This is a genomic window from Pseudomonas sp. SWRI179, assembly GCF_014268705.1.
In the GTDB taxonomy this organism is placed as follows: domain Bacteria; phylum Pseudomonadota; class Gammaproteobacteria; order Pseudomonadales; family Pseudomonadaceae; genus Aquipseudomonas; species Aquipseudomonas zanjanensis.
This window is the reverse complement of sequence record NZ_JABWRA010000016.1, coordinates 95,243-119,220: the sequence shown is the minus strand read 5'-3', so window position 1 is coordinate 119,220 and position 23,978 is coordinate 95,243. Positions and strand designations below refer to the sequence as shown.

21 protein-coding genes and 1 other RNA gene are annotated in these 23,978 nt (G+C 62.6%); 4 read left to right on the top strand and 18 right to left on the bottom strand.

Annotated elements, in window-relative coordinates; all coding sequences use genetic code 11:
- Positions 1-401 precede the first annotated feature (401 nt).
- The 18 genes from lpxC to rsmI form a co-directional block, all read right to left on the bottom strand.
- Positions 402-1,313, bottom strand: coding sequence for a UDP-3-O-acyl-N-acetylglucosamine deacetylase (gene lpxC, locus HU767_RS11710; protein ID WP_030139673.1), 912 nt, complete (start codon positions 1,311-1,313; stop codon positions 402-404).
- A 112-nt stretch (positions 1,314-1,425) separates the two neighbouring features.
- Complete coding sequence (ftsZ, locus tag HU767_RS11705) at positions 1,426-2,619, bottom strand: cell division protein FtsZ (protein WP_042729563.1); 1,194 nt, start codon at positions 2,617-2,619, stop codon at positions 1,426-1,428.
- Positions 2,620-2,716: 97 nt separating this feature from the next.
- The gene (gene ftsA / locus HU767_RS11700; RefSeq protein WP_058542749.1) at positions 2,717-3,976 is read right to left on the bottom strand and encodes a cell division protein FtsA; all 1,260 of its coding nucleotides are present in this window, start codon (positions 3,974-3,976) and stop codon (positions 2,717-2,719) included.
- A gap of 15 nt (positions 3,977-3,991) precedes the next feature.
- Entirely contained in the window at positions 3,992-4,858 is an 867-nt protein-coding gene (locus HU767_RS11695) for a cell division protein FtsQ/DivIB (protein WP_186705128.1), read from the bottom strand.
- Positions 4,859-4,861: 3 nt separating this feature from the next.
- Positions 4,862-5,827, bottom strand: coding sequence for a D-alanine--D-alanine ligase (locus HU767_RS11690; RefSeq protein ID WP_053124955.1), 966 nt, complete (start codon positions 5,825-5,827; stop codon positions 4,862-4,864).
- Entirely contained in the window at positions 5,824-7,284 is a 1,461-nt protein-coding gene (gene murC, locus HU767_RS11685; protein ID WP_186729583.1) for a UDP-N-acetylmuramate--L-alanine ligase, read from the bottom strand. Before murC ends, HU767_RS11690 begins: the two co-directional genes overlap by 4 nt.
- The gene (murG, locus tag HU767_RS11680; RefSeq protein WP_186705126.1) at positions 7,277-8,347 is read right to left on the bottom strand and encodes an undecaprenyldiphospho-muramoylpentapeptide beta-N-acetylglucosaminyltransferase; all 1,071 of its coding nucleotides are present in this window, start codon (positions 8,345-8,347) and stop codon (positions 7,277-7,279) included. Before murG ends, murC begins: the two co-directional genes overlap by 8 nt.
- Positions 8,337-9,548 carry a putative lipid II flippase FtsW gene (gene ftsW, locus HU767_RS11675; RefSeq protein WP_186705199.1) on the bottom strand — a complete coding sequence of 404 codons (1,212 nt, stop codon included), beginning with the start codon at positions 9,546-9,548 and terminating at the stop codon, positions 8,337-8,339. Before ftsW ends, murG begins: the two co-directional genes overlap by 11 nt.
- Positions 9,549-9,550: 2 nt before the next feature.
- Entirely contained in the window at positions 9,551-10,897 is a 1,347-nt protein-coding gene (gene murD, locus HU767_RS11670) for a UDP-N-acetylmuramoyl-L-alanine--D-glutamate ligase (RefSeq protein ID WP_186729582.1), read from the bottom strand.
- A gap of 5 nt (positions 10,898-10,902) precedes the next feature.
- Positions 10,903-11,985: a phospho-N-acetylmuramoyl-pentapeptide-transferase gene (gene mraY / locus HU767_RS11665; protein ID WP_063324484.1), complete on the bottom strand. Its 1,083-nt coding sequence runs from the start codon at positions 11,983-11,985 to the stop codon at positions 10,903-10,905.
- A complete protein-coding gene (murF, locus tag HU767_RS11660) occupies positions 11,985-13,352 on the bottom strand; it encodes a UDP-N-acetylmuramoyl-tripeptide--D-alanyl-D-alanine ligase (protein ID WP_186729581.1) in 1,368 nt (455 codons plus the stop codon). Before murF ends, mraY begins: the two co-directional genes overlap by 1 nt.
- Complete coding sequence (locus HU767_RS11655; RefSeq protein WP_186705123.1) at positions 13,345-14,808, bottom strand: UDP-N-acetylmuramoyl-L-alanyl-D-glutamate--2,6-diaminopimelate ligase; 1,464 nt, start codon at positions 14,806-14,808, stop codon at positions 13,345-13,347. The genes murF and HU767_RS11655 overlap by 8 nt, the downstream gene beginning before the upstream one ends.
- Positions 14,808-16,547: a penicillin-binding protein 2 gene (locus HU767_RS11650; RefSeq protein WP_186705198.1), complete on the bottom strand. Its 1,740-nt coding sequence runs from the start codon at positions 16,545-16,547 to the stop codon at positions 14,808-14,810. The genes HU767_RS11655 and HU767_RS11650 overlap by 1 nt, the downstream gene beginning before the upstream one ends.
- Positions 16,547-16,840, bottom strand: a complete 294-nt coding sequence (gene ftsL, locus HU767_RS11645; RefSeq protein ID WP_003178214.1) for a cell division protein FtsL — start codon at positions 16,838-16,840, stop codon at positions 16,547-16,549. The genes HU767_RS11650 and ftsL overlap by 1 nt, the downstream gene beginning before the upstream one ends.
- A complete protein-coding gene (gene rsmH / locus HU767_RS11640) occupies positions 16,837-17,778 on the bottom strand; it encodes a 16S rRNA (cytosine(1402)-N(4))-methyltransferase RsmH (RefSeq protein ID WP_186705197.1) in 942 nt (313 codons plus the stop codon). The genes ftsL and rsmH overlap by 4 nt, the downstream gene beginning before the upstream one ends.
- A gap of 2 nt (positions 17,779-17,780) precedes the next feature.
- A complete protein-coding gene (gene mraZ / locus HU767_RS11635; protein ID WP_186530428.1) occupies positions 17,781-18,236 on the bottom strand; it encodes a division/cell wall cluster transcriptional repressor MraZ in 456 nt (151 codons plus the stop codon).
- 309 nt (positions 18,237-18,545) lie between these two features.
- An RNA gene (rnpB, locus tag HU767_RS11630) (RNase P RNA component class A) lies at positions 18,546-18,899 on the bottom strand.
- Positions 18,900-18,973: 74 nt separating this feature from the next.
- Complete coding sequence (gene rsmI / locus HU767_RS11625) at positions 18,974-19,879, bottom strand: 16S rRNA (cytidine(1402)-2'-O)-methyltransferase (RefSeq protein ID WP_186729580.1); 906 nt, start codon at positions 19,877-19,879, stop codon at positions 18,974-18,976.
- A 355-nt stretch (positions 19,880-20,234) separates the two neighbouring features.
- Between rsmI and HU767_RS11620 the strand changes: the two genes are divergently transcribed.
- From HU767_RS11620 to HU767_RS11605, 4 genes are all read left to right on the top strand, one after another.
- Positions 20,235-22,046 (top strand): penicillin-binding protein activator, encoded by a 1,812-nt coding sequence (locus HU767_RS11620; RefSeq protein ID WP_186705121.1) that lies wholly within the window; start codon positions 20,235-20,237, stop codon positions 22,044-22,046.
- A complete protein-coding gene (locus tag HU767_RS11615) occupies positions 22,046-22,408 on the top strand; it encodes a YraN family protein (RefSeq protein WP_186705120.1) in 363 nt (120 codons plus the stop codon). Before HU767_RS11620 ends, HU767_RS11615 begins: the two co-directional genes overlap by 1 nt.
- A 102-nt stretch (positions 22,409-22,510) precedes the next feature.
- A complete protein-coding gene (locus tag HU767_RS11610) occupies positions 22,511-23,104 on the top strand; it encodes a phosphoheptose isomerase (RefSeq protein ID WP_007928463.1) in 594 nt (197 codons plus the stop codon).
- Positions 23,101-23,679: a BON domain-containing protein gene (locus HU767_RS11605; protein WP_030139689.1), complete on the top strand. Its 579-nt coding sequence runs from the start codon at positions 23,101-23,103 to the stop codon at positions 23,677-23,679. The genes HU767_RS11610 and HU767_RS11605 overlap by 4 nt, the downstream gene beginning before the upstream one ends.
- The last annotated feature ends 299 nt before the right edge of the window (positions 23,680-23,978 follow it).

Sequence of the window (23,978 nt, the reverse complement as noted above, 5' to 3'; positions counted from 1 at the left end):
AGCTTGCTCCCGCTGGGTCGCGCAGCGGCCCCAAAAAAGCGATGAGCGCTGCGCACTCAAGCGGGAGCAAGCTCCCTCGCCACAAAAGCTTCCCAGCCATCACGCCACAGATTGATCCACGGTAAACACTGTGGGAGCGAGCTTGCTCGCGATGGAGGTGTGTCAGTTTGCGGTGATGTTGGATGTGCCGGCCCCTTCGCGAGCAGGCTCGCTCCCACAGGAGGAACACGGTTCCCTCAAGAACCAGGTCGGCTGACACGGGGGGCTCTTCCAGAAATGACCCGCCGTAAGGGCGGAACCCTAAGCAGCCGTTACCGAAGAAACGGATATACACACCCAAAACGCGACCATAAAAAAAGGCCACCCAAAGGCAGCCTTCAAAAACTAGAGAGGTTTTTTGCTTACACGGCCGCGACAGGACGCATGTAAGAGATTGGTGCGGTGCTGGCGTCTTCGAACGTCACGACTTCCCAAGCATCTTTCTGCTCAATCAACTTGCGCAGCAGCTGGTTGTTCAGTGCGTGTCCGGACTTGAAGCCCTTGAACTCACCAATCAAGCTATTGCCCAGCAGGTAGAGGTCGCCGATTGCATCGAGGATCTTGTGCTTGACGAATTCGTCTTCATAGCGAAGACCGTCTTCGTTCAATACACCATCGGAATCGACCACGATCGCGTTTTCAACACTGCCGCCGAGTGCGAGGTTGTGCTTGCGCAGGTACTCGATATCACTCATGAAACCAAAGGTACGGGCGCGGCTGACTTCTTTTACGAACGAAGTGCTGGAAAAATCCACGCTTGCACTCTGGGTGCGGTCACGGAAAACCGGGTGATCGAAATCGATCTCGAAGCTCACCTTGAAACCTTCGAAAGGGACGAAAGTGGCGCGCTTGTCGCCGTCTTCCACTGTCACTTCCCGCAGGATGCGGATGAACTTCTTGGCTGCGTCCTGCTCTTCCAGGCCAGCCGATTGAATCAGGAATACGAAGGGTCCGGCACTGCCATCCATGATCGGGACTTCGGACGCGGAGAGCTCGACGTAGGCGTTATCGATGCCCAGGCCAGCCATGGCCGAGAGCAAATGCTCCACCGTATCCACTTTGGTGTCACCGTTGACCAACGTGGTCGACATAGTGGTTTCACCAACGTTTTCCGCGCGAGCAGGAATCTGCACCACAGGGTCGAGGTCGGCACGACAAAACACGATGCCGGTATCGACAGGCGCGGGCTTGAGGGTCAGGTAGACCTTCTCGCCGGAGTGCAGGCCGACACCTGTGGCACGGATAATATTCTTCAGGGTGCGTTGTTTAATCATGGCATGGGCCGCTTCAGCGCAAATTGCGAACTGGTATCAACAAAGGCTGGCGATAATAGCAGACCAGACCTTTGCTGAACACCAATCACCCGTATCCCCCTGATACATTTCATCAATCGGCCTGACGACGCAGGAAAGCTGGGATGTCCAGGTAATCCAGATCGTCTTGCGGATTCATCTTCGCGGCAGTCGCAGCACCGGCCTGGGCCTGGTTGCGCATGACGGTCGGACGGTCCAGGTCACGGTAGTTCACCGCAGGCTGTTCCTGACGAACGGGGGCTTGCTGCTGTGGCTGGGAGGCCATGGCGGTCTGCACGGTATTGTCGATCACCTTCATCGGTTTCTCGATTTTCGCGCCCAGGCCGGTGGCAACCACGGTCACGTGCAGCTCGTCACGCATGTCCGGATCGATCACGGTGCCGACCTTGACCATCGCGTGGTCGGAAGCGAACGCCTCGATGATGCTACCCACGTCGGAGTACTCGCCCAAGGACAAGTCCGGACCGGCGGTGATGTTCACCAGGATGCCACGGGCGCCCTGCAGGTTGACGTCTTCGAGCAGCGGGTTGCGGATGGCCGCTTCGGTGGCTTCGCGCGCACGGTTCGGACCGCTGGCGCAGCCAGTGCCCATCATCGCCATGCCCATTTCGGACATCACGGTGCGTACGTCGGCGAAGTCGACGTTGATCATGCCTGGACGCTTGATGATGTCGGAAATACCGCGAACGGCACCGGCCAACACGTCATCGGCCTTGGCGAAAGCCGACAAGAGGCTTGCGTCTTTACCCAGGATGGTCAGCAGCTTCTCGTTGGGGATGGTGATCAACGAGTCGACGCTTTCGCTCAGCGCGCGGATGCCTTCATCGGCGATCTGCATGCGCTTGCGGCCTTCGAACGGGAACGGACGGGTCACCACCGCAACGGTGAGGATACCCATTTCCTTGGCCACTTCGGCAATGATCGGCGCAGCACCGGTACCGGTACCACCGCCCATGCCCGTGGTGATGAACACCATGTTGGTGCCGGCCAGGACTTCAGCGATGCGCTCGCGGTCTTCCAGGGCAGCCTGACGGCCAACCTCGGGATTCGCGCCGGCACCCAGGCCCTTGGTCACGCCGGTACCCAGTTGCAGGATGGTCCGCGCGCCGATGTTTTTCAGCGCTTGAGCATCGGTGTTGGCGCAGATGAATTCGACGCCTTCGATGTTGCTCTTGACCATGTGGTTGACAGCGTTGCCGCCGCCACCGCCGACACCGATTACTTTGATAACCGGGCTAGCGGGGATGTTGTCTACGAGTTCGAACATGTTCCCTCTCCTTTCATTCTCTAGTTTTTTCGCCTACTGCGTTTGCTGCGTCTTCCAGCGCCAAGCCTGAAACCTGCCGCGTGAAGCTTTGAAACTGTTAGAAGTTGCCCTTGACCCAAGCCTGGAGACGCTCGAACAGCGGTGCCTTCGGCTCTTCGCTGCTGTAGCTGTCGCGACTGCCAATGCCCGAGAACGAGATCCCGTCGGACTGTTTTTGCAGGCCGTACATCAACAGGCCCACGCCGGTGGAATAGATCGGGTTGCGGACCACGTCATCCAGGCCCTTGACGCCATGGGGCACGCCCAGGCGCACCGGCATGTGGAAAATCTCCTCGGCCAGCTCGACCGCGCCTTCCATCTTCGAGGTACCGCCGGTCAGCACGATGCCGGCCGGGATCAGGTCTTCGTAGCCACTGCGACGCAGTTCGGCCTGGATCAGCGTGAACAGCTCGTCGTAACGCGGCTCGACCACTTCGGCCAGGGCCTGGCGCGACAGTTCGCGCGGTGGACGGTCGCCGACGCTTGGCACCTTGATGGTTTCACCGGCACCGGCCAGTTTCGCCAGGGCACAGGCGTAGCGGATCTTGATTTCCTCGGCGTACTGGGTCGGGGTGCGCAACGCCATGGCGATGTCGTTGGTCACCTGGTCGCCGGCAATCGGGATCACGGCCGTGTGGCGGATCGCGCCTTCGGTGAAGATCGCGATGTCGGTGGTGCCGCCGCCGATGTCCACTAGGCACACGCCCAGCTCTTTCTCGTCGTCGGTCAGCACCGAGTAGGCCGAGGCCAGTTGCTCGAGGATGATGTCGTCGATTTCCAGGCCGCAGCGACGTACGCATTTCTCGATGTTCTGCGCGGCGTTCACCGCACAGGTCACCACGTGGACCTTGGCTTCCAGGCGCACGCCGGACATGCCCAGGGGCTCGCGCACGCCTTCCTGGTTATCGATCACGTAATCCTGCGGCAGGGTGTGCAGCACACGCTGGTCGGCCGGGATCGCCACGGCCTGGGCCGCGTCGAGGACGCGCTCAAGGTCCGCGGAGCTGACTTCGCGATCACGAATCGCCACGATACCGTGGGAGTTCAGGCTGCGGATGTGATTGCCCGCCACGCCGACGAACGCCGAGTGGATCCGGCAACCGGCCATCAGTTGCGCCTCTTCGATGGCGCGCTGGATCGATTGCACGGTGGACTCGATGTTCACCACCACGCCTTTCTTCAAGCCGCGGGACGGGTGTGTACCGATCCCGACGATGACCAGCGTGCCGTCGTCCGCGACTTCGCCTACCAGAGCCACCACCTTGGAAGTGCCGATATCGAGACCGACGATCATTTTCCCGCTTTGCACGTTTGCCATGGGTCCTGCCTCTTCTTAATTCTTCGCGACGGCGGGTTCGGCCGTCGTCGGCGCTACAGGTTCCCGCCAGCCAACGGCCAGGCCGTTGGCGTAGCGCAGATCGATGCGCGCAATGTTCGTAATCTGTTCTTTGAGCGTCTTGTCATAGATGGCGATGAAGCGGCGCATCTTTTCCACCAGGTTGCCGCGACCGAGCAACAGCTCGATGCCCGGCCCCGAGCTGCCCGCGCCAGTGGTCAGGAACCAACTGCCGCGCTCACGCAACTCCAGGCGCGCGATGGAGAAGCCCAACGGCCGCAACATCTGGCTCAACACCTGGTATTGCTGCATGACTTGCTGCTGGGCCCGCTGTGGACCGAACAGTTGTGGCAAATGTTCATAGTTGGCCAGTTCCCGCGGCGTAAACGCCTGGCCCTGGTTGTTCAACAGCGACTCGTCGCCCCAACGGGCCACCGGCAGCTGTTCTTCCAGGCGAATCGACACCTGGTCGGGCCACACCCGCCGGACTTCGGCGTGGGCGATCCAGGGCATCTGCTCCAGCTCCGTGCGCATGCCCGCCAGGTCGATGGTGAAGAAGCTCGACGCGACGAACGGCGCGATCCGCTGCTGCACCGCCTGCTGGCTGATGTAGCTCAGGTCGCCCTGGACGTTGATCCGCGCGATTGGCCGATCGGCATACGGCAACAACCGTTGCGCGCCTTCATACGTACCGAACCCCAGCGCAACCAGCATCACTGGCCAGAACAGGCTCTTGAGAAAGCCAAAATTGGCTTTCGGCAAGCGCGCCGACATCGGCTCTTTGGCCACCATTCGGCTGGCACCCCGCGGCACCGGCTTGCGACCGGGTGCGGATGGCTGATGACGAAGCGATGCGCCTTGCATGGCTTAACCTCTTGGCTCTTGTTGGCCGACACTGGCGGCCAGGATCGAGAGCACCAGTTGCTGGAAATCCAGGCCGGCGGCGCGGGCCGCCATCGGTACCAGGCTGTGATCGGTCATGCCAGGGGCGGTGTTGACTTCCAGGAACCAGAACTGCCCATCGGCGTCCTGCATCACGTCCGCCCGGCCCCAACCGGCGATACCCAGCGCCTCACAGGCCTTGGCCGTGAGGTCCATCAGTTGTTTTTCCTTGGCCGCATCCAGCCCGCAGGGAATGCGGTACTGGGTATCGTTGGCGATGTACTTGGCGTCGTAGTCGTAGAACGTGTGGGGCGTGCCCAGCGCAATCGGGGGCAACACCTGGTCACGCAGGGTAGCGATGGTGAACTCGGGACCGGTGATCCACTGTTCGACCAACACTTGCGAATCGTAGGAACTGGCGTCCTTCCAGGCTGCGGTCAACTCAGGCAGCGAATTCACTTTCGCCATGCCGATACTTGAACCTTCATGGGCCGGTTTGACGATCAAAGGGAAGCCCAGTTCCGTGGCCGCCGAAATACAATCGGCCTCGGACGCCAGCACGGCGTGACGCGGCGTCGGAATGCCGAGGCTGTGCCAGACCTGCTTGGTACGCAGCTTGTCCATCGCCAGGGCGGACGCGAGGATGCCGCTGCCGGTGTAGGGAATGCCCAGGCATTCGAGCAGGCCTTGCATGCTGCCGTCTTCACCGCCGCGACCGTGGAGAATGATAAACGCGCGGTCGATCTTTTCGCTGAGCAGGCGCTGCAGGAAATCGTCGCCCACATCGATGCCGAAGGCGTCGACGCCGGCACTTTGCAAGGCTTGCAGCACGGCGTTGCCGGACTTGAGGGAGACCTCGCGCTCGGCGCTCTTGCCACCGAACAGCACGGCAACGCGGCCGAAGGCTTTCGGATCGAGGGTCGAGACCAGGTTGGCGTAGGCAGCAGTCATTTCAGTTTCCCCTCGCTGGACGCCACGATGGCTCCGGCGAATAACGGACTGTTCAACAGTTTCGGGGCCAGGCCACCGATGTCGCCGGCACCCTGGCACAGCAGGATGTCGCCGGCGCGCAGCAGCGGCTTGACCAGCGGTGCGAGGTCCACGCCGCGTTCGATGTAGATCGGGTCCAACTGGCCACGCTGGCGAATGCTGTGGCACAGCTGGCGGCTGTCGGCCCCCGGGATCGGCTCTTCACCGGCCGGGTAGACTTCCATCAACAGCAGCACGTTGGCGTCGGCCAATACCTGGACGAAATCGTCGTACAGGTCGCGGGTGCGGCTGTAGCGGTGCGGCTGGTAGACCATCACCAGGCGCCGCTCCGGCCAGCCACCGCGCACGGCCTTGATCACCGCCGCGACTTCGGTCGGGTGGTGGCCGTAGTCGTCCACCAGCATCACGTTGCCGCCATCCACCGGCAATTCGCCGTAGACCTGGAAGCGTCGGCCCACACCCTGGAACCCGGACAGGCCCTGGACGATGGCTTCATCGCTGACGCCTTCGTCGGTGGCGATGCAGATAGTGGCCAAGGCGTTGAGCACGTTGTGGTTGCCAGGCATGTTCACCGACACGTCCAACGGCTCGCGATCAGGACGCAACACGGTGAAGAACGTCTGCATGCCCTGCTGGCGCACGTTGATGGCGCGTACGTCGGCGTCTTCGCCAAAACCGTAGGTCACGGTCGGACGCTTGATCAGCGGCAGGATCTCACGCACCACCGGATCGTCCAGGCACACCACCGCCAGACCGTAGAACGGCAGGTTGTGCAAAAACTCCACGAAGGTTTTCTTCAGCTTGTTGAAGTCGCCGTCGTAGGTCGCCATGTGGTCGGCATCGATGTTGGTCACCACGGCCACCAGCGGTTGCAAGTGCAGGAAACTCGCATCGCTCTCGTCGGCTTCGGCGATCAGGTAGCGGCTGGTGCCCAGTTGGGCATTGGTGCCGGCGGCATTCAGGCGGCCACCGATCACGAACGTCGGGTCCAGGCCACCAGCGGCGAACACCGAGGCGATCAGGCTGGTGGTGGTGGTCTTGCCATGAGTACCGGCGACGGCGATGCCGTGGCGATAGCGCATCAGCTCGGCGAGCATCTCGGCCCGTGGCACCACCGGGATGCGGCGTTCCAGGGCGGTGGCGACTTCCGGGTTGGACGTGTTCACGGCGCTGGACACCACCAGCACGTCGGCATTGGCGGCGTTCTCGGCACGGTGGCCGATAAAAATCTGCGCGCCGAAGGATTCCAGGCGCTCGGTGACCGAGGAAGCCTTCAGGTCGGAACCCGAGACCTGGTAACCCAGGTTCAGCAGCACCTCGGCGATCCCGCACATGCCCACGCCGCCGATACCGACGAAGTGGATGCGGCGGATACGGCGCATTTCCGGTTGCGGCATGGCTTTGCGATTCTCAACCATGGGCCACCTCCAGGCAGGTATCGACCACTTGGGCCGTGGCATCGGGTTTGGCCAGGCGGCGCGCGGCGCGGGCCATGTCTTCAAGTCGTTGCGGCTGCATCAAAACCTCTGTCAGGCGGGCGGCAAGATCCGCGGCGCCAGTCGTTCTTTGCGGCATCAGGAAGGCAGCGCCTTCACGGGCCAAATAATCGGCGTTACGGGTCTGGTGATCGTCGATGGCGTGGGGCAAAGGCACCAGCATCGAGGGCAGACCGGCGGCAGCCAGTTCACTGATGGTCAGCGCGCCTGCGCGGCAGACCACCAGGTCGGCCCAGCCATAGGCTTGGGCCATGTCTTTGATGAAAGGCTGCACTTGCGCCTCGACGCCGGCGGCGCGGTAGCGCTCGGCGGTCACTTCATCGTGGTTTTTGCCGGCCTGGTGAAACACTTCCGGGCGCAGTTCGGGGGCGACCTGCGACAGGGCTTCGGGCAGCAATTTGTTCAACGGTTCCGCCCCCAGGCTTCCACCCAGGACCAGCAAACGCGCCTTGCGTCCGGCCAGGGCCGGGCGCGGTGTTTCGAGGAACAGCTCGGTACGCACCGGATTGCCGGTGGTGCGACGGCTGCCCGACAGGGTAAAGGTGTCGGGAAAGGCTTCACAGACCCGGGCGGCCAACGGCACCAGTAACCGATTGGCGGTACCGGCCACGGCGTTCTGCTCGTGGACGATCACCGGCACACCGGCCAGTTTTGCCGCAACGCCGCCCGGCCCGGTCACATAACCGCCGAACCCGACCACGCACACCGGCCGCAGCCGACGAATGATTGCCCGCGCCTGCCAGACCGACTTGAGCAGCATCAGCGGTGCCTTGAGCAACGACAGCTTGCCCTTGCCCCGCAGGCCGCTGGCGTCGATCCGGTGCAGTTCGAGGCCGGCGCCGGGCACCAGTTCGTTCTCGATGCCCCGTGGCGTGCCCAGCCAGTGCACGGTGTAGCCGCGTGCCTGAAACTCCCGGGCACAGGCCAGCGCCGGGAATACGTGCCCGCCGGTACCGCCCGCCATGATCAGCACGTTAGCGCCCATGAGTCGGCTCCTCGGCGAAGTCGCTCTCCTGGAATTCCATCTCTTCGCTGCCCAGGTGGGTTCGACTCTCCCATTCGATGCGCAGCAACAGGCCGAGACAGGCACAGCAGATCACCAGGGAGCTGCCGCCGTAACTGAGGAACGGCAGCGTCAGGCCTTTGGTCGGCAACAGGCCGACGTTCACGCCGATGTTGATCAAAAACTGGCCGATCCACAGGAACGACAAGCCATACGCCACATAGGCGGCGAAGAACTGTTTGGCCTTTTCCGCCCACAAGCCGATGTACATGCCACGCACGCAGACGAACACGAACAGGGCGACGGTGCACAGGGAACCCACCATCCCCAGTTCTTCGGCCAGGACCGAGAACACGAAGTCGGTGTGGGCTTCCGGCAGGTAGAACTGCTTCTGCACGCTGTTGCCCAGGCCCACGCCCAGCCACTCGCCGCGACCGAAGGCAATCAGCGCCTGGGTCAATTGATAGCCGGAACCGAACTGGTCGGCCCACGGATCGGTAAAGGTGATCAGGCGCGCCATCCGATACGGTTGTGCTTGCACCAGCACCGTTACCGCCGCCACCGCCAGCGCGACCATCAAGGTGAAACGGAACAGCCCGACGCCGCCGAGGAACAGCATCGCCGCCGCCGCGCCCATCATCACCACCGTGGCGCCGAAGTCCGGCTCCATCAGCAGCAGGCCGGCCATCGGCAGCAACACGATGAACGGCTTGAAGAACCCCATCCAGCTCTCGCGCACTTCCTTCTGGCGACGCACCAGGTAACCGGCGAGGTAGATCACCACGAAGACCTTGGCGATCTCCGAAGGCTGGACGTTGAAGAAGCTGAAGCCGATCCAGCGCATCGAGCCGTTGACCTCGCGGCCAATACCCGGCAAGAGCACCATCACCAACAGGCCGAAGGCACCGAGCAACATCATCCAGCCCAGGCGTTGCCAGGTGGCGATCGGCACCATCATGGTGACGATGCACGCGCCCAGGCCGATCACCAGGTAAATCAGGTGGCGGATCATGTGGTAAAGGGTGTTGCCCGACTGCACGGCGGCCACTTCCGACGACGCGGAGGTGATCATCACCAGGCCCAGGCCCAGCAAGGCCAGGCAACCGGCGAGCATCGGGAAATCCAGATCGATGCCACGACCGGTGATCAGCGGCGACGGGTACGGCTTGATGATGTTCATCAGGTTCATGCCAAGCCCTCCGCGGCCTGGGCGAACAACTGCCCACGCTCTTCGTAGTTCTTGAACATGTCGAAACTGGCGCAGGCCGGCGACAACAGGACTGCATCGCCCGGTTGAGCAAGGGCGCGGCATTGCTGCACCGCCTCGTCCAGCGAAGCGACGCGCACCAGCGGCACGGCATCGCCGAGGGCCTGGGCGATCAATTCGCGATCACGGCCCATCAGCACCACGGCGCGGCAGTTGGCGGCAACGGGGTCGCGCAGGTCCTTGAAATCGGCACCCTTGCCGTCGCCGCCGGCGATCAGCACGAGCTTGCCGTCGATGTCCGCGCCCAGGCCGTCGATGGCCGCGAGCGCGGCACCGACGTTGGTGGCCTTGGAGTCGTTGTACCAGGCCACGCCATCGAGGTCGCGTACCCACTGGCAGCGGTGCTCAAGGCCGGCGAAGGTGCGCAGGGCCGAGAGCATGGCGTCGAACGGCAGACCGACCGCATGCCCCAGGGCCAACGCAGCCAGGGCATTGGCCTGGTTGTGGGCGCCGCGAATTTTCAACTCGCGCACCGGCATCAGGACCTGGAATTCGAAGGCCAGGTATTTCTCGCCATTCTCTTCACGCAGCCCGAAGCCTTTGAAATCCGGAACGCCCAGGCCGAAGGACCAGCACGGCATGCCCTCGCCCAGCAACGGCCGGGTCAAGGCGTCCTGGCGGTTGAACACCACTTGCCGGGCACCGCGGAAGATCCGGTGCTTGGCCAGGTGATATGCCGGCAGGCCGCTGTAGCGGTCCATGTGGTCTTCGCTGACGTTGAGCACGGTGGCCACTTCGGCGCCGAGGTGGTCGGTGGTCTCGAGCTGGAAGCTCGACAGTTCCATCACGTACAGCTCGACGTCATCGCTGAGCAGGTCCAGCGCCGGGGTACCGAGGTTGCCGCCCACGGCGACGCGCTTGCCGGCCGCCGCGGCCATCTCGCCCACCAGGGTGGTGACGGTGCTCTTGGCGTTCGAACCGCTGATGGCAATGATCGGCGCCTTGGCGTTGCGCGCGAATAGCTCGATGTCGCCGGACAATTTCACGCCACGGGCAGCGGCAGCCTGCAGGGCTGGGGTCGCCAGGGCCAGGCCGGGACTCACGTAGAGCTCATCGGCACGGCACAGGAATTCGACGTCCAGCTCGCCACAACGCACGTCCACCTGTGGATAGTCACGGCGCAGCGTGGCCAGCTCAGGCGGATTTTCCCGCGTATCGGCCACGGCAAACGACACGCCCCGGTTCGCCAGGAAGCGAACCAGGGACATGCCGCTCTTGCCGAGGCCGACAACGATGCGGAAGTGGTCAGAAGCGATCAGGGACACTCGTTCTACCTCAGCTTCAGGGTGGCAAGGCCGACCAGCACCAGGATCACGGTGATGATCCAGAAACGGACGATCACGCGTGGCTCGGGCCAGCCCTTGAGTTCAAAGTGGTGGTGGATCGGCGCCATGCGGAATACGCGGCGGCCGGTCAATTTAAAGGAGGCCACCTGAATGACGACTGACAGGGTCTCCATCACGAACACACCGCCCATGATGAACAGGACGATTTCCTGGCGAACGATCACGGCGATGGTGCCCAGGGCCGCGCCCAGCGCCAGCGCGCCGACGTCGCCCATGAAGACTTGCGCCGGGTAGGTGTTGAACCACAGGAAGCCCAGGCCGGCACCGATCAGCGCACCGCAGAACACAATCAATTCGCCCGCGCCCGGCACATACGGGATCAGCAGGTATTCGGCGAACTTCACGTTACCCGACAGGTAGCAGAAGATCCCCAGGGCGCCGCCGACCATGACCGTCGGCATGATCGCCAGGCCGTCGAGGCCGTCAGTGAGGTTGACCGCGTTGCTCGAACCGACGATCACCAGGTAGGTCAACACAATGAAACCAGCGCCCAGCGGAATGCTGTAGTCCTTGAGCATCGGCAGGATCAGGGTGGTTTCCACCGGCGAGGCGGCGGTCATATAAAGGAAGATCGCCGCGCCGAGGCCGAACACCGATTGCCAGAAATATTTCCAGCGGCTTGGCAGCCCACGGGAGTTCTTCTCGATGACCTTGCGATAGTCGTCGACCCAACCGATGGCGCCGAAGAACAGCGTCACCAGCAGCACGACCCAGACGTAGCGGTTCGCCAGGTCGGCCCAGAGCAAAGTGCTGATGCCGATGGACGACAGGATCAGCGCGCCCCCCATGGTCGGGGTACCGGATTTGGACAGGTGCGATTGCGGACCGTCGTTACGGACCGACTGGCCGATCTGCAGGTTCTGCAGGGTGCGGATCATCCACGGGCCCAGGAACAGCGACAACGACAACGCGGTCAGCACACCCAGGATCCCGCGCAGGGTCAGGTATTGGAAGACCGCGAAGCCTTTGTGGAACTGTTGCAGGTACTCCGCTAGCAGCAGCAGCATTAATGTTTCTCCGTGGTGGTGCCGCACAGCGCCGCGACGATGTTTTCCATCGCTGCGCTGCGTGAACCCTTGATCAATAAGGTGGTGTTCGGGTCCTGCTCGGCGCCCAGGGCCTGGATCAATTCGGCTTGAGTAGTGAAATGCCGTGCGTGCTCGCCAAACGCAGCGACCGCATGGGCCATCATCGGACCGACCGCATACAGCGCATCGACCTTGCCACGCGCATAGGCACCGACATCGTGATGTCCCTGTTGCGCCCATTCGCCCAGCTCGCCGATATCCCCCAGCACCAGCACGGTACGGCCGGAGAAACCGGCGAGGATATCCACCGCCGCGCACATGGACGACGGGTTGGCGTTATAGGTGTCGTCGATCACGCGCATGCCGTTGCTGGCCAGTTGCGCGACAGAGCGCCCCTTGACCGGCTGCACGGCGTTCAGTCCGGCAACGATGCCCGGCAGCGACACGCCCAGGGCATGGGCGGCAGCCGCGGCGGCCAGGGCGTTGGCAACGTTATGGGTGCCCAGCAGGTTCAATTGGACCCGCTCGGCACCGTCGGGGCTGTGCAGGTTGAAGGCCGGGCAACCGCGGGCATCACGGTCCAGGTCGCTGGCGTAGAAATTCGCGGCGAGGTTGCTCAGGGCAAAGGTCAGCACCTTGCGCTCCCCCGCCCGGGTCTTCCAGATTTCGAAGGCCTTGTCGTCGAGATTCAGCACGGCGACGCCATTGGCATCCAGCCCTTCGATGATCTCGCCCTTGGCCTCGACGATTTTTTCCGGGCCGCCGAACTCGCCGACGTGGGCGGTCCCGGCGTTGTTGAGCACCGCCACGTGGGGCTTGGTCATGGCCACGGTGTAGGCGATCTCGCCGAGCCGCGAAGCCCCCAATTCAATGACGGCGGCGCTGTGTTCCGGCGCCAGTTCCAGCAAGGTCAGGGGCACACCGAGGTCGTTGTTCAGGTTGCCACGGGTTGCCAACACCGGACCACGAGTGCGCAGGATGCTGGCAAGCATTTCCTTGACTGTGGTCTTGCCGCTGGAACCGGTAATGGCCGCGACCGGGTTGCCATACGCTGCGCGGTTCAGCGCACCGAGCTGGCCCAGGGCCTGGCGAGTGTCGCTGACGAGCAATTGCGGCAACGTGCTGTTGCTCACTTCCCGCTCGACCAATGCGGCGACCGCACCTTTGCCCGCGACCTCGTTCAAGTAATCATGGCCATCGAAACGCGGCCCGGCCAGGGCGACAAACAATTGCCCCGGCGCGATCGCCCGGCTGTCGATGCTCACGCCGCTGAAGGCGGCGTCCGCAGAAATGAGGCGCGCATTCAGGGCGTTGGTCAGTTCGCTGAGTTTCAAGGCTTTAAGCATGGGCCACCTCCCACGCGGTCAGGGCGTGATCGGCTTCCACCAAATCGGAGAACCCATGGCGTTCGCCGTTGATTTCCTGATAGTCCTCATGGCCCTTGCCGGCCAGGACGATGACATCGTCCGCCGAGGCGCTGGCGATCAACTGTGCAATGGCCTGGCCGCGGCCGGCGACGAAGGTGACGTTATCCACAGCGGTAAAACCGGCGCGGATGTCGTCGAAGATCCGCAGCGGGTCTTCGCTGCGCGGGTTGTCATCGGTGACCAGCACGCCGTCCGCCAGACGCTCCACCACTTCTGCCATCAACGGGCGTTTGCCGCGATCGCGATCGCCGCCGCAGCCGAACAGGCACAGCAGCCGACCCTTGGCGTGAGGACGCAGGGCCGTGAGGACTTTTTCCAACGCGTCGGGGGTATGGGCGTAATCGACCACAACCAGTGGCTGAGTCCCACCGCCCAGGCGTTGCATGCGTCCGGCTGGCCCCTCGAGTTTTGGCAAGACCTTGAGAATTTCGTCCAGCGCGTAGTCCAGGCCGAGCAAGGCGCCGATGGCCGCCAATACGTTGCTCAGGTTGAAGCGGCCGAGCAAGGTGCTGCGCAGATGGTGCTCGCCCTGGGGCGTGACCAGCGTGGCGCGCACGCCTTCATCGTCGAACTGCGCCTGGCGTATATAAAGGTAGGCGCTGGTATCTTCCAGGCTATAGGTGATCAGCCGGGACTCGCGCTTGTCGGCGGCCAGTTGCCGGCCGAACTCGTCGTCGAGATTGATGACCCGGCATTTCAAGTCATTCCAGGCGAACAGCTTGGCCTTGGCTTCGCCGTAGGCCTGCATGGTGCCGTGGTAGTCCAGGTGGTCGCGGGACAGGTTGGTCAACACCGCGACGTCGAACGCCAGCGCCGTCACACGACCCTGGTCCAGGCCATGGGACGAGACTTCCATCGCAACGGCCTTGGCACCGGCCTTCTTCAAGTCCGCCAGGGTCGCTTGCACGGCAATCGGGTTCGGCGTGGTGTGCAGGCCGCTTTCCAGCGCGCCATGAAAACCGTTGCCCAAGGTGCCGACAATGCCGCAATGCTGGCCGAGCAGGTCCAAGGCCTGGGCCACCAGTTGGGTCACGCTGGTCTTGCCGTTGGTGCCGGTCACGCCCACCAGGTTCAGGTGGCGGCTCGGGTCGCCATAAAACCGCCCGGCGATGTCCGACAGTTGCGCCGCCAGGCCCTTCACCGGAATCAGCGGCACGTCAGTGATCGGCAGCACGGTCGCGCCTTGCACTTCGTACGCCACGGCAGCCGCGCCGCGCTTCAGGGCGTCGGCGATATGGTCGCGACCATCGACACGGCCACCCGGCACCGCCAGGAACAAATCCCCGGCACGTACATTGCGGCTGTCCAGGGCCAATTCACGAATCAGCAGATCGTGACCGGCGTGGGCAAAAATCTTGTTCAGGCTCAGGGACATCAGCCACGCCCTCCTTCGGCTTTCAAGGGAATGACCGGTGCGGTATTGGCCTGCTGGGTCGGCGGCAGGTTATCCGGCGTAATGTTCATCAGGCGCAGGGTGCCTGACATCACTTTGCTGAACACCGGCGCCGAGACCAGGCCACCGAAGTAGCCCGCCTTGCTCGGTTCGTCGATGACCACGACGATGGCGTAGCGCGGGTCGCTCATCGGACCGAAACCGGCAAACAGCGAACGGTAGGAATTCTCGGCGTAGCCTTTGGTGCCCACGGAGGTTTTGCGGGCCGTACCCGACTTGCCTGCCACGTGATAGGCCGGCACCTGGGCGCGGTAGACACCACGCGGCGCCTCGATCACCTGTTGCAGCATGCCCTGCATGGTCTTGGCGACGTTTTCCGGGATCACCTGGGTGGCCTGCGGTGGCTTGTCGGTCTTGATCAGGGTCAGCGGTGCCATGCGCCCGTTGTTCGCCAGCGCGGAAAACGCGTGGACCAACTGGATCGCGGTCACGGAAACGCCGTAGCCATAGGACAACGTCGCGGTCTCAGCCTTGCGCCAGTCACGGTAGTTCGGCAGGTTGCCGACACGCTCGCCCGGAAAGCCCAGGCCGGTGTCCTGGCCGAGGCCGATTTTCTGGGCCAGGCGATAAATCGTCTCGCCGCCGATATCGAAGGCGATCTTGCTCATGCCGACGTTACTGGAGTTGATCAGGATGCCGGTCAGGTCGAGCACCGGGCCTTCAGTCTTGGACACGTCACGGATGGTGTACTTGCCGATCTGCAGGGTGCCCGGGTAGACCTCGACGGTGTCGCTTGGCTTCCAGCGCCCGGTTTCCAGGGCGGCGGCCATGGACACGGCTTTCATGGTCGAACCCGGCTCGAACACGTCGATCATCGCGCGGTTGCGCATCATCGCCGGTTGCAGGTTGCGGCGGTTGTTCGGGTTGTAGGTCGGCTGGTTGACCATCGCCAGGATCTCGCCGGTCTTCACGTCCATGATTACCAGGCTGCCGGCCTTGGCACCGTTCTCGACGATGGCGTTGCGCAGCTCGCGGTTGGCCAGGTATTGCAGGCGCAGGTCAATGGACAACGCCAAGGGCTTGCCGGCCTTGGCGTTTTTGGTGACTTGGACATCCTTGATCAGCCTGCCGCGCCGGTCCTTGATAACCTGGCGTTTGCCGGCGACCCCGGCAAGCCATTCGTCATAGGCCAGTTCGACCCCTTCGCGCCCTCGATCATCGATGTCGGTAAACCCGACCATGTGGGCGGTGACTTCACCGGCCGGGTAGAAACGCCGGAATTCTTCGATGCCGTAGACACCGGGCACTTTCAGGTCGAGCACGCCCTGGCCTTGCTCGGGCGTCAATCCGCGCACCAGATAGATGAATTCTTTATTGGCTTGGGCTTCAAGACGCTCGGCCAGGGCCTTGGGGTCCTGCCCGAGGGCGGCGGCCAAGGCCGGCCATTTTTCCTTGGCTTGCTGCATTTCCTTGGCGTTGGCCCACAAGGTGGTCACCGGGGTACTCACGGCCAGGGGTTCGCCGTTGCGGTCGGTGATCAGGCCACGGTGCGCCGGAATTGGAATATGACGCACACTGCGAGCGTCGCCCTGCCCCTTGAGGAAGTCACGGTCGATGACCTGCAGGTCGATGATGCGCCACGAAATCGCCGCCACCATGATCCCGAGCAAGCCCAGGACCAGACGAAACCGCCACGGGAACAGCGCCCCTTCGAGTTTCATCATGGCGCCACCATTTGCACTTCGGCGGCGCCGGGAATGCGCATTTTCAGCTGTTCGGTGGCCAGTACTTCGATACGGCTATGGGCGGTCCAGGTGCTTTGCTCCAGGATCAACCGGCCCCACTCGGCCTGCGCCTTGTCGCGCACGCTCAGCTCGTTGTAGAGGGTATTGAGCAACTGCCGGTTCCAGTGCGCGCTATAGGATACGGCGATGGCCGACACGAGCACGCCGATAAACAGCAGCAGCATGAAAAAGCTGCCGCCAGGCAGGGGCTTGGCGAAGAGCTTGCTCACCGCAACTTCTCCGCGACACGCATGACGGCGCTACGGGCACGTGGGTTGGCCTTGAGTTCGGCGTCGGAGGCGAACTGCGCTTTGCCATGGATCTTGATTTTCGGCACGAAGGCTTCGAAACGCACCGGCAGGTTGCGCGGCAGGTTATCGGCTTCGCCTTTGGTGAGCTTGCGCATGAACAGCTTGACGATGCGATCTTCCAGGGAATGGAAGCTGATCACCACCAGCCGACCACCGATCTCCAGCGCTTCAAGCGCCGCTTCGAGACCGACTTCCAGGTCGCCCAGCTCGTTGTTCACGTGGATGCGCAAGCCCTGGAAAGCACGGGTCGCCGGGTTCTTGCCCTTTTCCCAGGCCGGGTTGGCCACTTTCAGCACTTCGGCCAGGTCGCCGGTACGCTCGAAGGGCTTGATGTCGCGGCGCTCGACCACGGCGCGGGCCATGCGGCCGGAGAAACGCTCTTCGCCGTATTCCTTGAAGACACGGGCGATTTCTTCCACCGGAGCGGTGTTGACGAATTCGGCGGCGCTGATCCCACGGGACGGGTCCATGCGCATGTCCAACGGACCGTCATTGAGGAAACTGAAGCCGCGTTCCGGGTCGTCCAGTTGCGGCGACGACACGCCCAGGTCGAGCAGCACGCCACTGACCTTGCCGGCCAGGCCGCGCTCGGCGACTTCGGCGCCCAGCTCGGCAAAGCTGCGCTGCACAACGACAAAGCGGCCGTCTTCGGCCGCCAGCGCTTGCCCGGTGGCAATCGCTTGAGGATCCTTGTCGAACCCCAGCAACCGGCCGTCCGGACCGAGCTGGCTGAGAATTAGCCGGCTGTGTCCGCCACGCCCGAACGTACCGTCCAGATAGCAGCCATCAGGACGTACGGCGAGAGCCTCGACGGCTTCGTCAAGCAGTACGGTGATGTGGTTAAAGCCGCTATCAATAGTCACAGGATCAAATCACGCAGTTCATCAGGCATGGCGCCCGGTTGTTGAATAGCAGCGAGGTCAGCGGCAGAAACCGCATTCCAGGCATCTTCGTCCCACAGTTGGAACTTGTTCAGTTGGCCCACCAGCATCGCGCGCTTGTCCAGCCTGGCGTACTCGCGCAGGCGCGGCGGCACCAGGAAACGACCGCTGCCATCGAGCTCGAGGTCGACGGCATTACCGATCAGCAAGCGTTGCAGCCGGCGGTTTTCTTCACGCAGCGAAGGCAATGCGCGCAGTTTGGTTTCGATGATTTCCCACTCATCCAGAGGGTAAACGCACAAACATGGGTCAACGGCGTCGATCGTGACGATTAACTGCCCCGAACTTCGCGAAACGAGCTCGTCACGATACCGGCTAGGCATGGCGAGCCGGCCTTTTGCATCGAGACTGATAGCGTTAGCTCCGCGAAACACGTCTGCGTTTCTCCACTTTTTGGCGTTTTACCTTCAAGAAAACCCACTTCATGCCACTTTCCGCCACTTGCGCACACTATAGGAATGCGCCCACCGCACCGTCAAGGCGCGCAATGAAGGAAAAGCCTTATAGATCGGAGATTTAGGAGCGTTTCAGGAGGGGTAACAAAGAATCTGACGTAGGAAAAATCGCCCTAACCTGAAGCAGCACAGGGGACTGCGCGCACAAGTTAAAGTGATTTGTTAAGAGTAAGATTTTTTTGGTATTAGGAACTGCGTCTGCCAGTGATTCCGGCAGGAAGGGAAAAGGTGGAGAGTCGATCTGTAAGCCGGGTTCTGTCTTGAACAGTCATTCGTCTACGATGGCCATCACTGGACATCTTTAGCAACCTACCCGGTCCCAGCGCGGGCCACGCCTTGGGACCCTATTTGGTCTTGCTCCAAGTGGGGTTTACCTAGCCACGAACTGTTGCCAGCCGTGCGGTGCGCTCTTACCGCACCTTTTCACCCTTACCGGCGCCGAAACGCTTAGGCGGTTATTTTCTGTGGCACTTTCCGTAGGCTCACGCCTCCCAGGCATTACCTGGCACTTCGCCCTATGGAGCCCGGACTTTCCTCCCCCCTCTAATTTTCATAGAGGGCAGCGACTGTCCGATCGACTCTCCGCCGCGAAGGTTAACGGTAGAGCGCTTGAAGAACAAGCGCTAAAAGCCCCGGGCCAGCACCGTGTCCCGGTTTCACTGGTCTTTCTGTTTTTCCAGTGCGACCTGGTACAGCACATTCTTGCGCTCGCCGGTGATCTGCGCCGCCAGCGCCGCGGCGCGCTTGAGGGGCATTTCCTCCAGCAGCAGGTTCAGGACGCGCATCGCCTCGCTGCTGACGGCGTCCTCGTTTTGCGGCGGTGTCCAGCCCGCCACCAGCACGACGCACTCGCCACGCTGCTGGTTGCTGTCGCTTTCGACGAAGGCGCGCAACTCGGCCAAGGGCAGGCCCTTGAGGGTTTCAAAGGTCTTGGTCAACTCCCGGGCCAGCAGCGCCTGGCGCTCGGGGCCGAACACCCACTCCATGTCTTGCAGGCATTCGAGGATACGGTGCGGCGCCTCATAGAAAATCAGCGTGCGCGGCTCCTCCTTTATAGCCTCCAGGCGCGCCCGCCGGCCCACCGCCTTGGCCGGCAGGAAACCCTCGAAAATGAAACGGTCCGACGGCAGGCCTGCCGCCGACAGCGCCGCGATCAACGCGCAAGCTCCCGGTACAGGCACCACACTGATGCCGGCCGCCCGGGCCTGGCGCACCAGATGATAGCCGGGGTCGGAAATCAGCGGCGTACCGGCATCGGAAATCAGCGCAACGTTATCGCCCGCTAACAGCCGAGTAATAAAACGACTGCCTTCGTCCCGCTCATTGTGCTCATGACAGGCCGCCAACGGCGTGGAAATGCCGAAATGCTGCAGCAGGCGCTGGGAGTGGCGCGTGTCTTCAGCCGCGATCAGTGCGACCTCCTGCAGGATTTTCAGCGCCCGGGCACTGATATCGTCCAGGTTGCCGATGGGCGTCGCCACCACATAAAGCGAGCCGGCAGCGGAATTCAAAGCACCTGGAGCAGTCAAAACGCGCACCTCATGATCGGTAAAAACCGCCATTGTAGCGTGTAGCGGCGGTCTCGGCTGTTCGCGGTAACGGGTAACCCGAAGCAATGCCGGCCTCTGGAAGGTTGCACCAGCCTTTGTGGCGAGGGAGCTTGCTCCCGCTCGGCTGCGCAGCAGCCGTAAAATCTGCCAGCCACATCCTGAGGTAGCGTGTTGAATGTTTTTTGGGGCTGCTACGCAGCCCAGCGGGAGCAAGCTCCCTAGCCACAAAGGGTCAATGCCTGTCTTTTGTGCTGCGCCGCACTCTTTGAAATACCTAAATTGATCGATTCACGCCACTAACATCGCGCCCCGGCCAGTGCTTGGGTACAATTCGACGCTAATTTGATCTCGTATCAGGAACACTTACATGATCGCTTGCCTGCGGCTGCTCTCCGCCCTCTGCCTCGCTGCCCTCCTGGCGGCTTGCGCCAGCTCGCCCTCGTCCAGCCTTGGCGAACTCCCACGGACCCCGGATGCCAGTATCGAGCAACTGCTCGAACAGGCCACCCAAAGCAAAAACCCGGAAAAAGCCGCCCTGCTGCGCCTGAGCGCCGCAGACCTGGCCTACCGCCAGGGCAATGCCGGCCAGTCCGCACAGATCCTGCAACAAGTGCCGATGGAGCAACTCAAGCCCGGCCAGCAGATTTTCGCCAGCACGCTGTCGGCTGAACTGGCAATGACCCGCAACCAGCCCAAGGCTGCGCTGACCGCCCTGAGCCATCCAAGCCTGCAACACCTGAGCGAAATGCCGGTGGAGCAGCAGGTCCGCACCGGCACCGTCCGTGCCCGCGCCCTCGAGGCCGATGGCCAGACCCTGGCCGCCGCCAAGGAGCGCATTTTCATTGCGCCCCTGCTGGAGAACGACGCCGCGGCGAAAAACCACGAAACCATCTGGTCGCTGATCGCCTCGCTGCCCACCGACCAGTTGCAGCCCACCTCCGCCGACGACCTCGGCGGCTGGCTGAGCCTGGCCCAAGTCGTCAAGACCGCTGGGACCCTGGAACAGCAGCAGGCGGCCATCGACCACTGGCGCGAACAGAACCCGAAGCACCCTGCCGCCCTCCAACTGCCGACACCCCTGGTCAAGCTCAAGGAACTGGCCAGCCAGCCACTGAGCAAGATCGCCCTGCTGCTGCCACAGAATGGCCAGTTGGCCGCGGTTGCCAAGGCCTTGCGCGAGGGCTTCATGGCTGCCCACTACCAGGCCCAGCAGGCCGGGCAGACGCCGCCAAGCATCCAGTTCTATGACAGCGCCAGCCTGACCTCCATGGACGAGTTCTATCGCAAGGCCCAGGCCGACGGCGTGCAACTGGTCATCGGCCCGCTGGAAAAACCGCTGGTCAAGCAGATCAGCACCCGCCCGCAATTGCCGATCACCACCCTGGCACTGAACTACAGCGAAGGCGAACAAGGGCCACCGCAACTGTTCCAGTTCGGCCTGGCGCCTGAGGATGAAGCCCGCGAAGTGTCCCGCCGCGCCCGTGCCGATGGCCTGCACCGCGCCGCCGTCATGGTACCGAAGGGCGAATGGGGCGATCGCGTGCTCAAGGCCTTCAGCCAGGACTGGCAGGCCAACGGCGGCACCATCGTCGCCATCGAACGTGTCGACCAGCCGGTCCAACTGGCCCAGCAGATCGCCGACATGTTCCAGTTGCGCCAGAGCGAAGGTCGCGCCAAGAGCCTGCAAAACACCGTCGGCACCACGGTCGCGGCCCAGCCGTCCCGTCGCCAGGACATCGAGTTCATCTTCCTTGCCTCGACACCGCAGCAGGCCCAGCAGATCAAGCCGACCCTGAACTTCCAGTACGCCGGCGACGTGCCGGTCTACGCAACGTCCTCGGTGTTCAGCGCCAGCGGCGACCAGAACCAGTACAACGACATGAGCGGCATCCGCTTCTGTGAAACCCCCTGGCTGCTCGACGCCAATGACCCGTTGCGCAAGCAGGTCACCGCGCAGTGGCCCCAGGCGGGTGGCAGCCTGGGTCGGTTGTACGCGATGGGGGCGGACGCCTATCGCCTGGCGCCGCGCCTGGGCCAGCTCAAGACGTTGCCGGACAGCCGCATCGAAGGCCTATCGGGCAGCCTGGCCGTGTCTCCCACCCAGCGCGTACAGCGTCAACTGCCTTGGGCCGAGTTCGTCAATGGCCAGGTGCAGCGCCTGCCGGACACCCAGCGCTAATGCCTGACCGATCACGCCAGCAAAGCGGACGGGATGCCGAGGGCCAGGCCCTCGCGCATCTCGAGCAACACGGCCTGCGGCTGCTGGCGCAGAACTGGTTGTGTAAACGTGGTGAGCTTGATCTGGTCATGCTTGACGGCGATACAGTAGTATTCGTCGAAGTCCGCTATAGAAAAAATACCCAATGGGGTGGCGCGCTCGACAGCATTGACGGGCGCAAGCGCCAAAAGTTGATTTTCGCCGCGCAGTACTTCCTGCAACGCGAGTCTCGCTGGGCCGATCATCCCTGCCGCTTCGACGTGGTTGCCATCGACAGTAACGCCGACCAGTTGAACTGGCTGCAGAACGCCTTCGACAGTTGAGCGCCCATGCTGAGCCGGACACCTTCACCTAACTTTTTTGCTCTTTGCTTTGCGCGCCGCACATGTTTGTGCCGATAAGTCGCGCTACTTAAGGTCACACAGATGGACATGCAATCGCGAATTCGCCAGCTTTTTCAGGCCAGTATCGACACCAAGCAACAGGCGATGGACGTACTTGCACCGCACATCGAGCAAGCCAGCCAAGTGATGGTCAACGCCTTGCTCAACGAGGGCAAGATGCTTTCGTGCGGCAACGGCGGCTCGGCCGGCGACGCCCAGCACTTCTCCTCGGAACTGCTCAACCGCTTCGAGCGCGAACGCCCGAGCCTGCCGGCAATCGCCCTGACCACCGACAGCTCGACGATTACCTCGATCGCCAACGACTATAGCTACAACGAAGTCTTCTCCAAACAGATCCGCGCCCTCGGCCAACCCGGCGATGTCCTGCTGGCGATTTCCACCAGCGGCAACTCGGCCAACATTATTCAAGCGATCCAGGCCGCACATGATCGCGAAATGATTGTCGTAGCATTGACCGGTCGTGACGGCGGCGGCATGGCGTCACTGCTATTGCCCGAAGACGTCGAGATCCGCGTACCGGCCAATGTCACCGCACGTATCCAGGAAGTCCACCTGCTGGCGATCCACTGCCTTTGCGACTTGATCGACAGCCAACTGTTCGGGAGTGAAGAATGACCCCTAATCGCCTAGGCCTTCTGGCCCTGACCCTGTGCCTCGGCATCAGCGGCTGCACATCGGTGGTTAACGCCAGCCGGGAAAAGCCGATTGAAGATGACCGCGGCACCCGCACCTTCGGCAGCAAGATCGACGACTCCCTGATTGAAACCAAGGTCGGCGTGAACATCGCCAAGGCCGATCCGGACCTGGACAACAACTCGCACATCGTCGTCACCAGCTTCAACGGTGTCGTCTTGCTGGCCGGCCAGACCCCACGCGCCGACCTCAAGGCCAAGGCCGAACAGGAAGCCAGCGCTGTGCAGCGGGTCAAGACTGTGCATAACGAGCTTCAGGTTCTGCAGCCTTCTTCGCTGCTGGCGCGCCAGAACGATGCCTGGCTGACCACCAAGATCAAGACGCAGATGCTGACCGACGCCAGCATCCCTGGTTCGCGCATCAAGGTTGTGACTGAGAATGGCATCGTGTATCTGCTGGGGTTGCTGACCAAGCAGGAAGCGGCGCAGGCGACCAATCTGGTGCAGGGTGTGTCCGGGGTGCAGAAGATTGTGAAGTTGTTTGAGTACATTGACTGATATAGATGCTGGTACACGAACGGCGCTTTTCTTGGAAAGGAAGGCGCCGTTTTTTTATGGCTTCGTTTTGGGGCTGGTTGGTCGGTGTGTATATCCATTGCTGCGATAACGGCCGCTTAGTGTTCCGCCCTGACGGCGGGTCACCTTCGAAAAGCCCGGAAGCCGGCCCAGTCGAAAGTAACCAAAGCGCTTCTGCCCCACCACTCGGCGCCTCGCCTAGGCTCGGCATGCCTGAACGATGGCATTGCTCCGCGGGCCGCCGCGAAGGCGGTAACTCAGTCACATGGATGTTGGGTTTA

Bases quoted from the DNA above. Each gene is read 5' to 3' on its own strand.
- lpxC (WP_030139673.1), bottom strand. From the start codon at position 1,313: ATGATTAAACAACGCACCCTGAAGAATATTATCCGTGCCACAGGTGTC.
- ftsZ (WP_042729563.1), bottom strand. From the start codon at position 2,619: ATGTTCGAACTCGTAGACAACATCCCCGCTAGCCCGGTTATCAAAGTA.
- ftsA (WP_058542749.1), bottom strand. From the start codon at position 3,976: ATGGCAAACGTGCAAAGCGGGAAAATGATCGTCGGTCTCGATATCGGC.
- HU767_RS11695 (WP_186705128.1), bottom strand. From the start codon at position 4,858: ATGCAAGGCGCATCGCTTCGTCATCAGCCATCCGCACCCGGTCGCAAG.
- HU767_RS11690 (WP_053124955.1), bottom strand. From the start codon at position 5,827: ATGACTGCTGCCTACGCCAACCTGGTCTCGACCCTCGATCCGAAAGCC.
- murC (WP_186729583.1), bottom strand. From the start codon at position 7,284: ATGGTTGAGAATCGCAAAGCCATGCCGCAACCGGAAATGCGCCGTATC.
- murG (WP_186705126.1), bottom strand. From the start codon at position 8,347: ATGGGCGCTAACGTGCTGATCATGGCGGGCGGTACCGGCGGGCACGTA.
- mraY (WP_063324484.1), bottom strand. From the start codon at position 11,985: ATGCTGCTGCTGCTAGCGGAGTACCTGCAACAGTTCCACAAAGGCTTC.
- murF (WP_186729581.1), bottom strand. From the start codon at position 13,352: ATGCTTAAAGCCTTGAAACTCAGCGAACTGACCAACGCCCTGAATGCG.
- HU767_RS11655 (WP_186705123.1), bottom strand. From the start codon at position 14,808: ATGTCCCTGAGCCTGAACAAGATTTTTGCCCACGCCGGTCACGATCTG.
- HU767_RS11650 (WP_186705198.1), bottom strand. From the start codon at position 16,547: ATGAAACTCGAAGGGGCGCTGTTCCCGTGGCGGTTTCGTCTGGTCCTG.
- rsmI (WP_186729580.1), bottom strand. From the start codon at position 19,879: ATGGCGGTTTTTACCGATCATGAGGTGCGCGTTTTGACTGCTCCAGGT.
- HU767_RS11620 (WP_186705121.1), top strand. From the start codon at position 20,235: ATGATCGCTTGCCTGCGGCTGCTCTCCGCCCTCTGCCTCGCTGCCCTC.
- HU767_RS11615 (WP_186705120.1), top strand. From the start codon at position 22,046: ATGCCTGACCGATCACGCCAGCAAAGCGGACGGGATGCCGAGGGCCAG.
- HU767_RS11610 (WP_007928463.1), top strand. From the start codon at position 22,511: ATGGACATGCAATCGCGAATTCGCCAGCTTTTTCAGGCCAGTATCGAC.
- HU767_RS11605 (WP_030139689.1), top strand. From the start codon at position 23,101: ATGACCCCTAATCGCCTAGGCCTTCTGGCCCTGACCCTGTGCCTCGGC.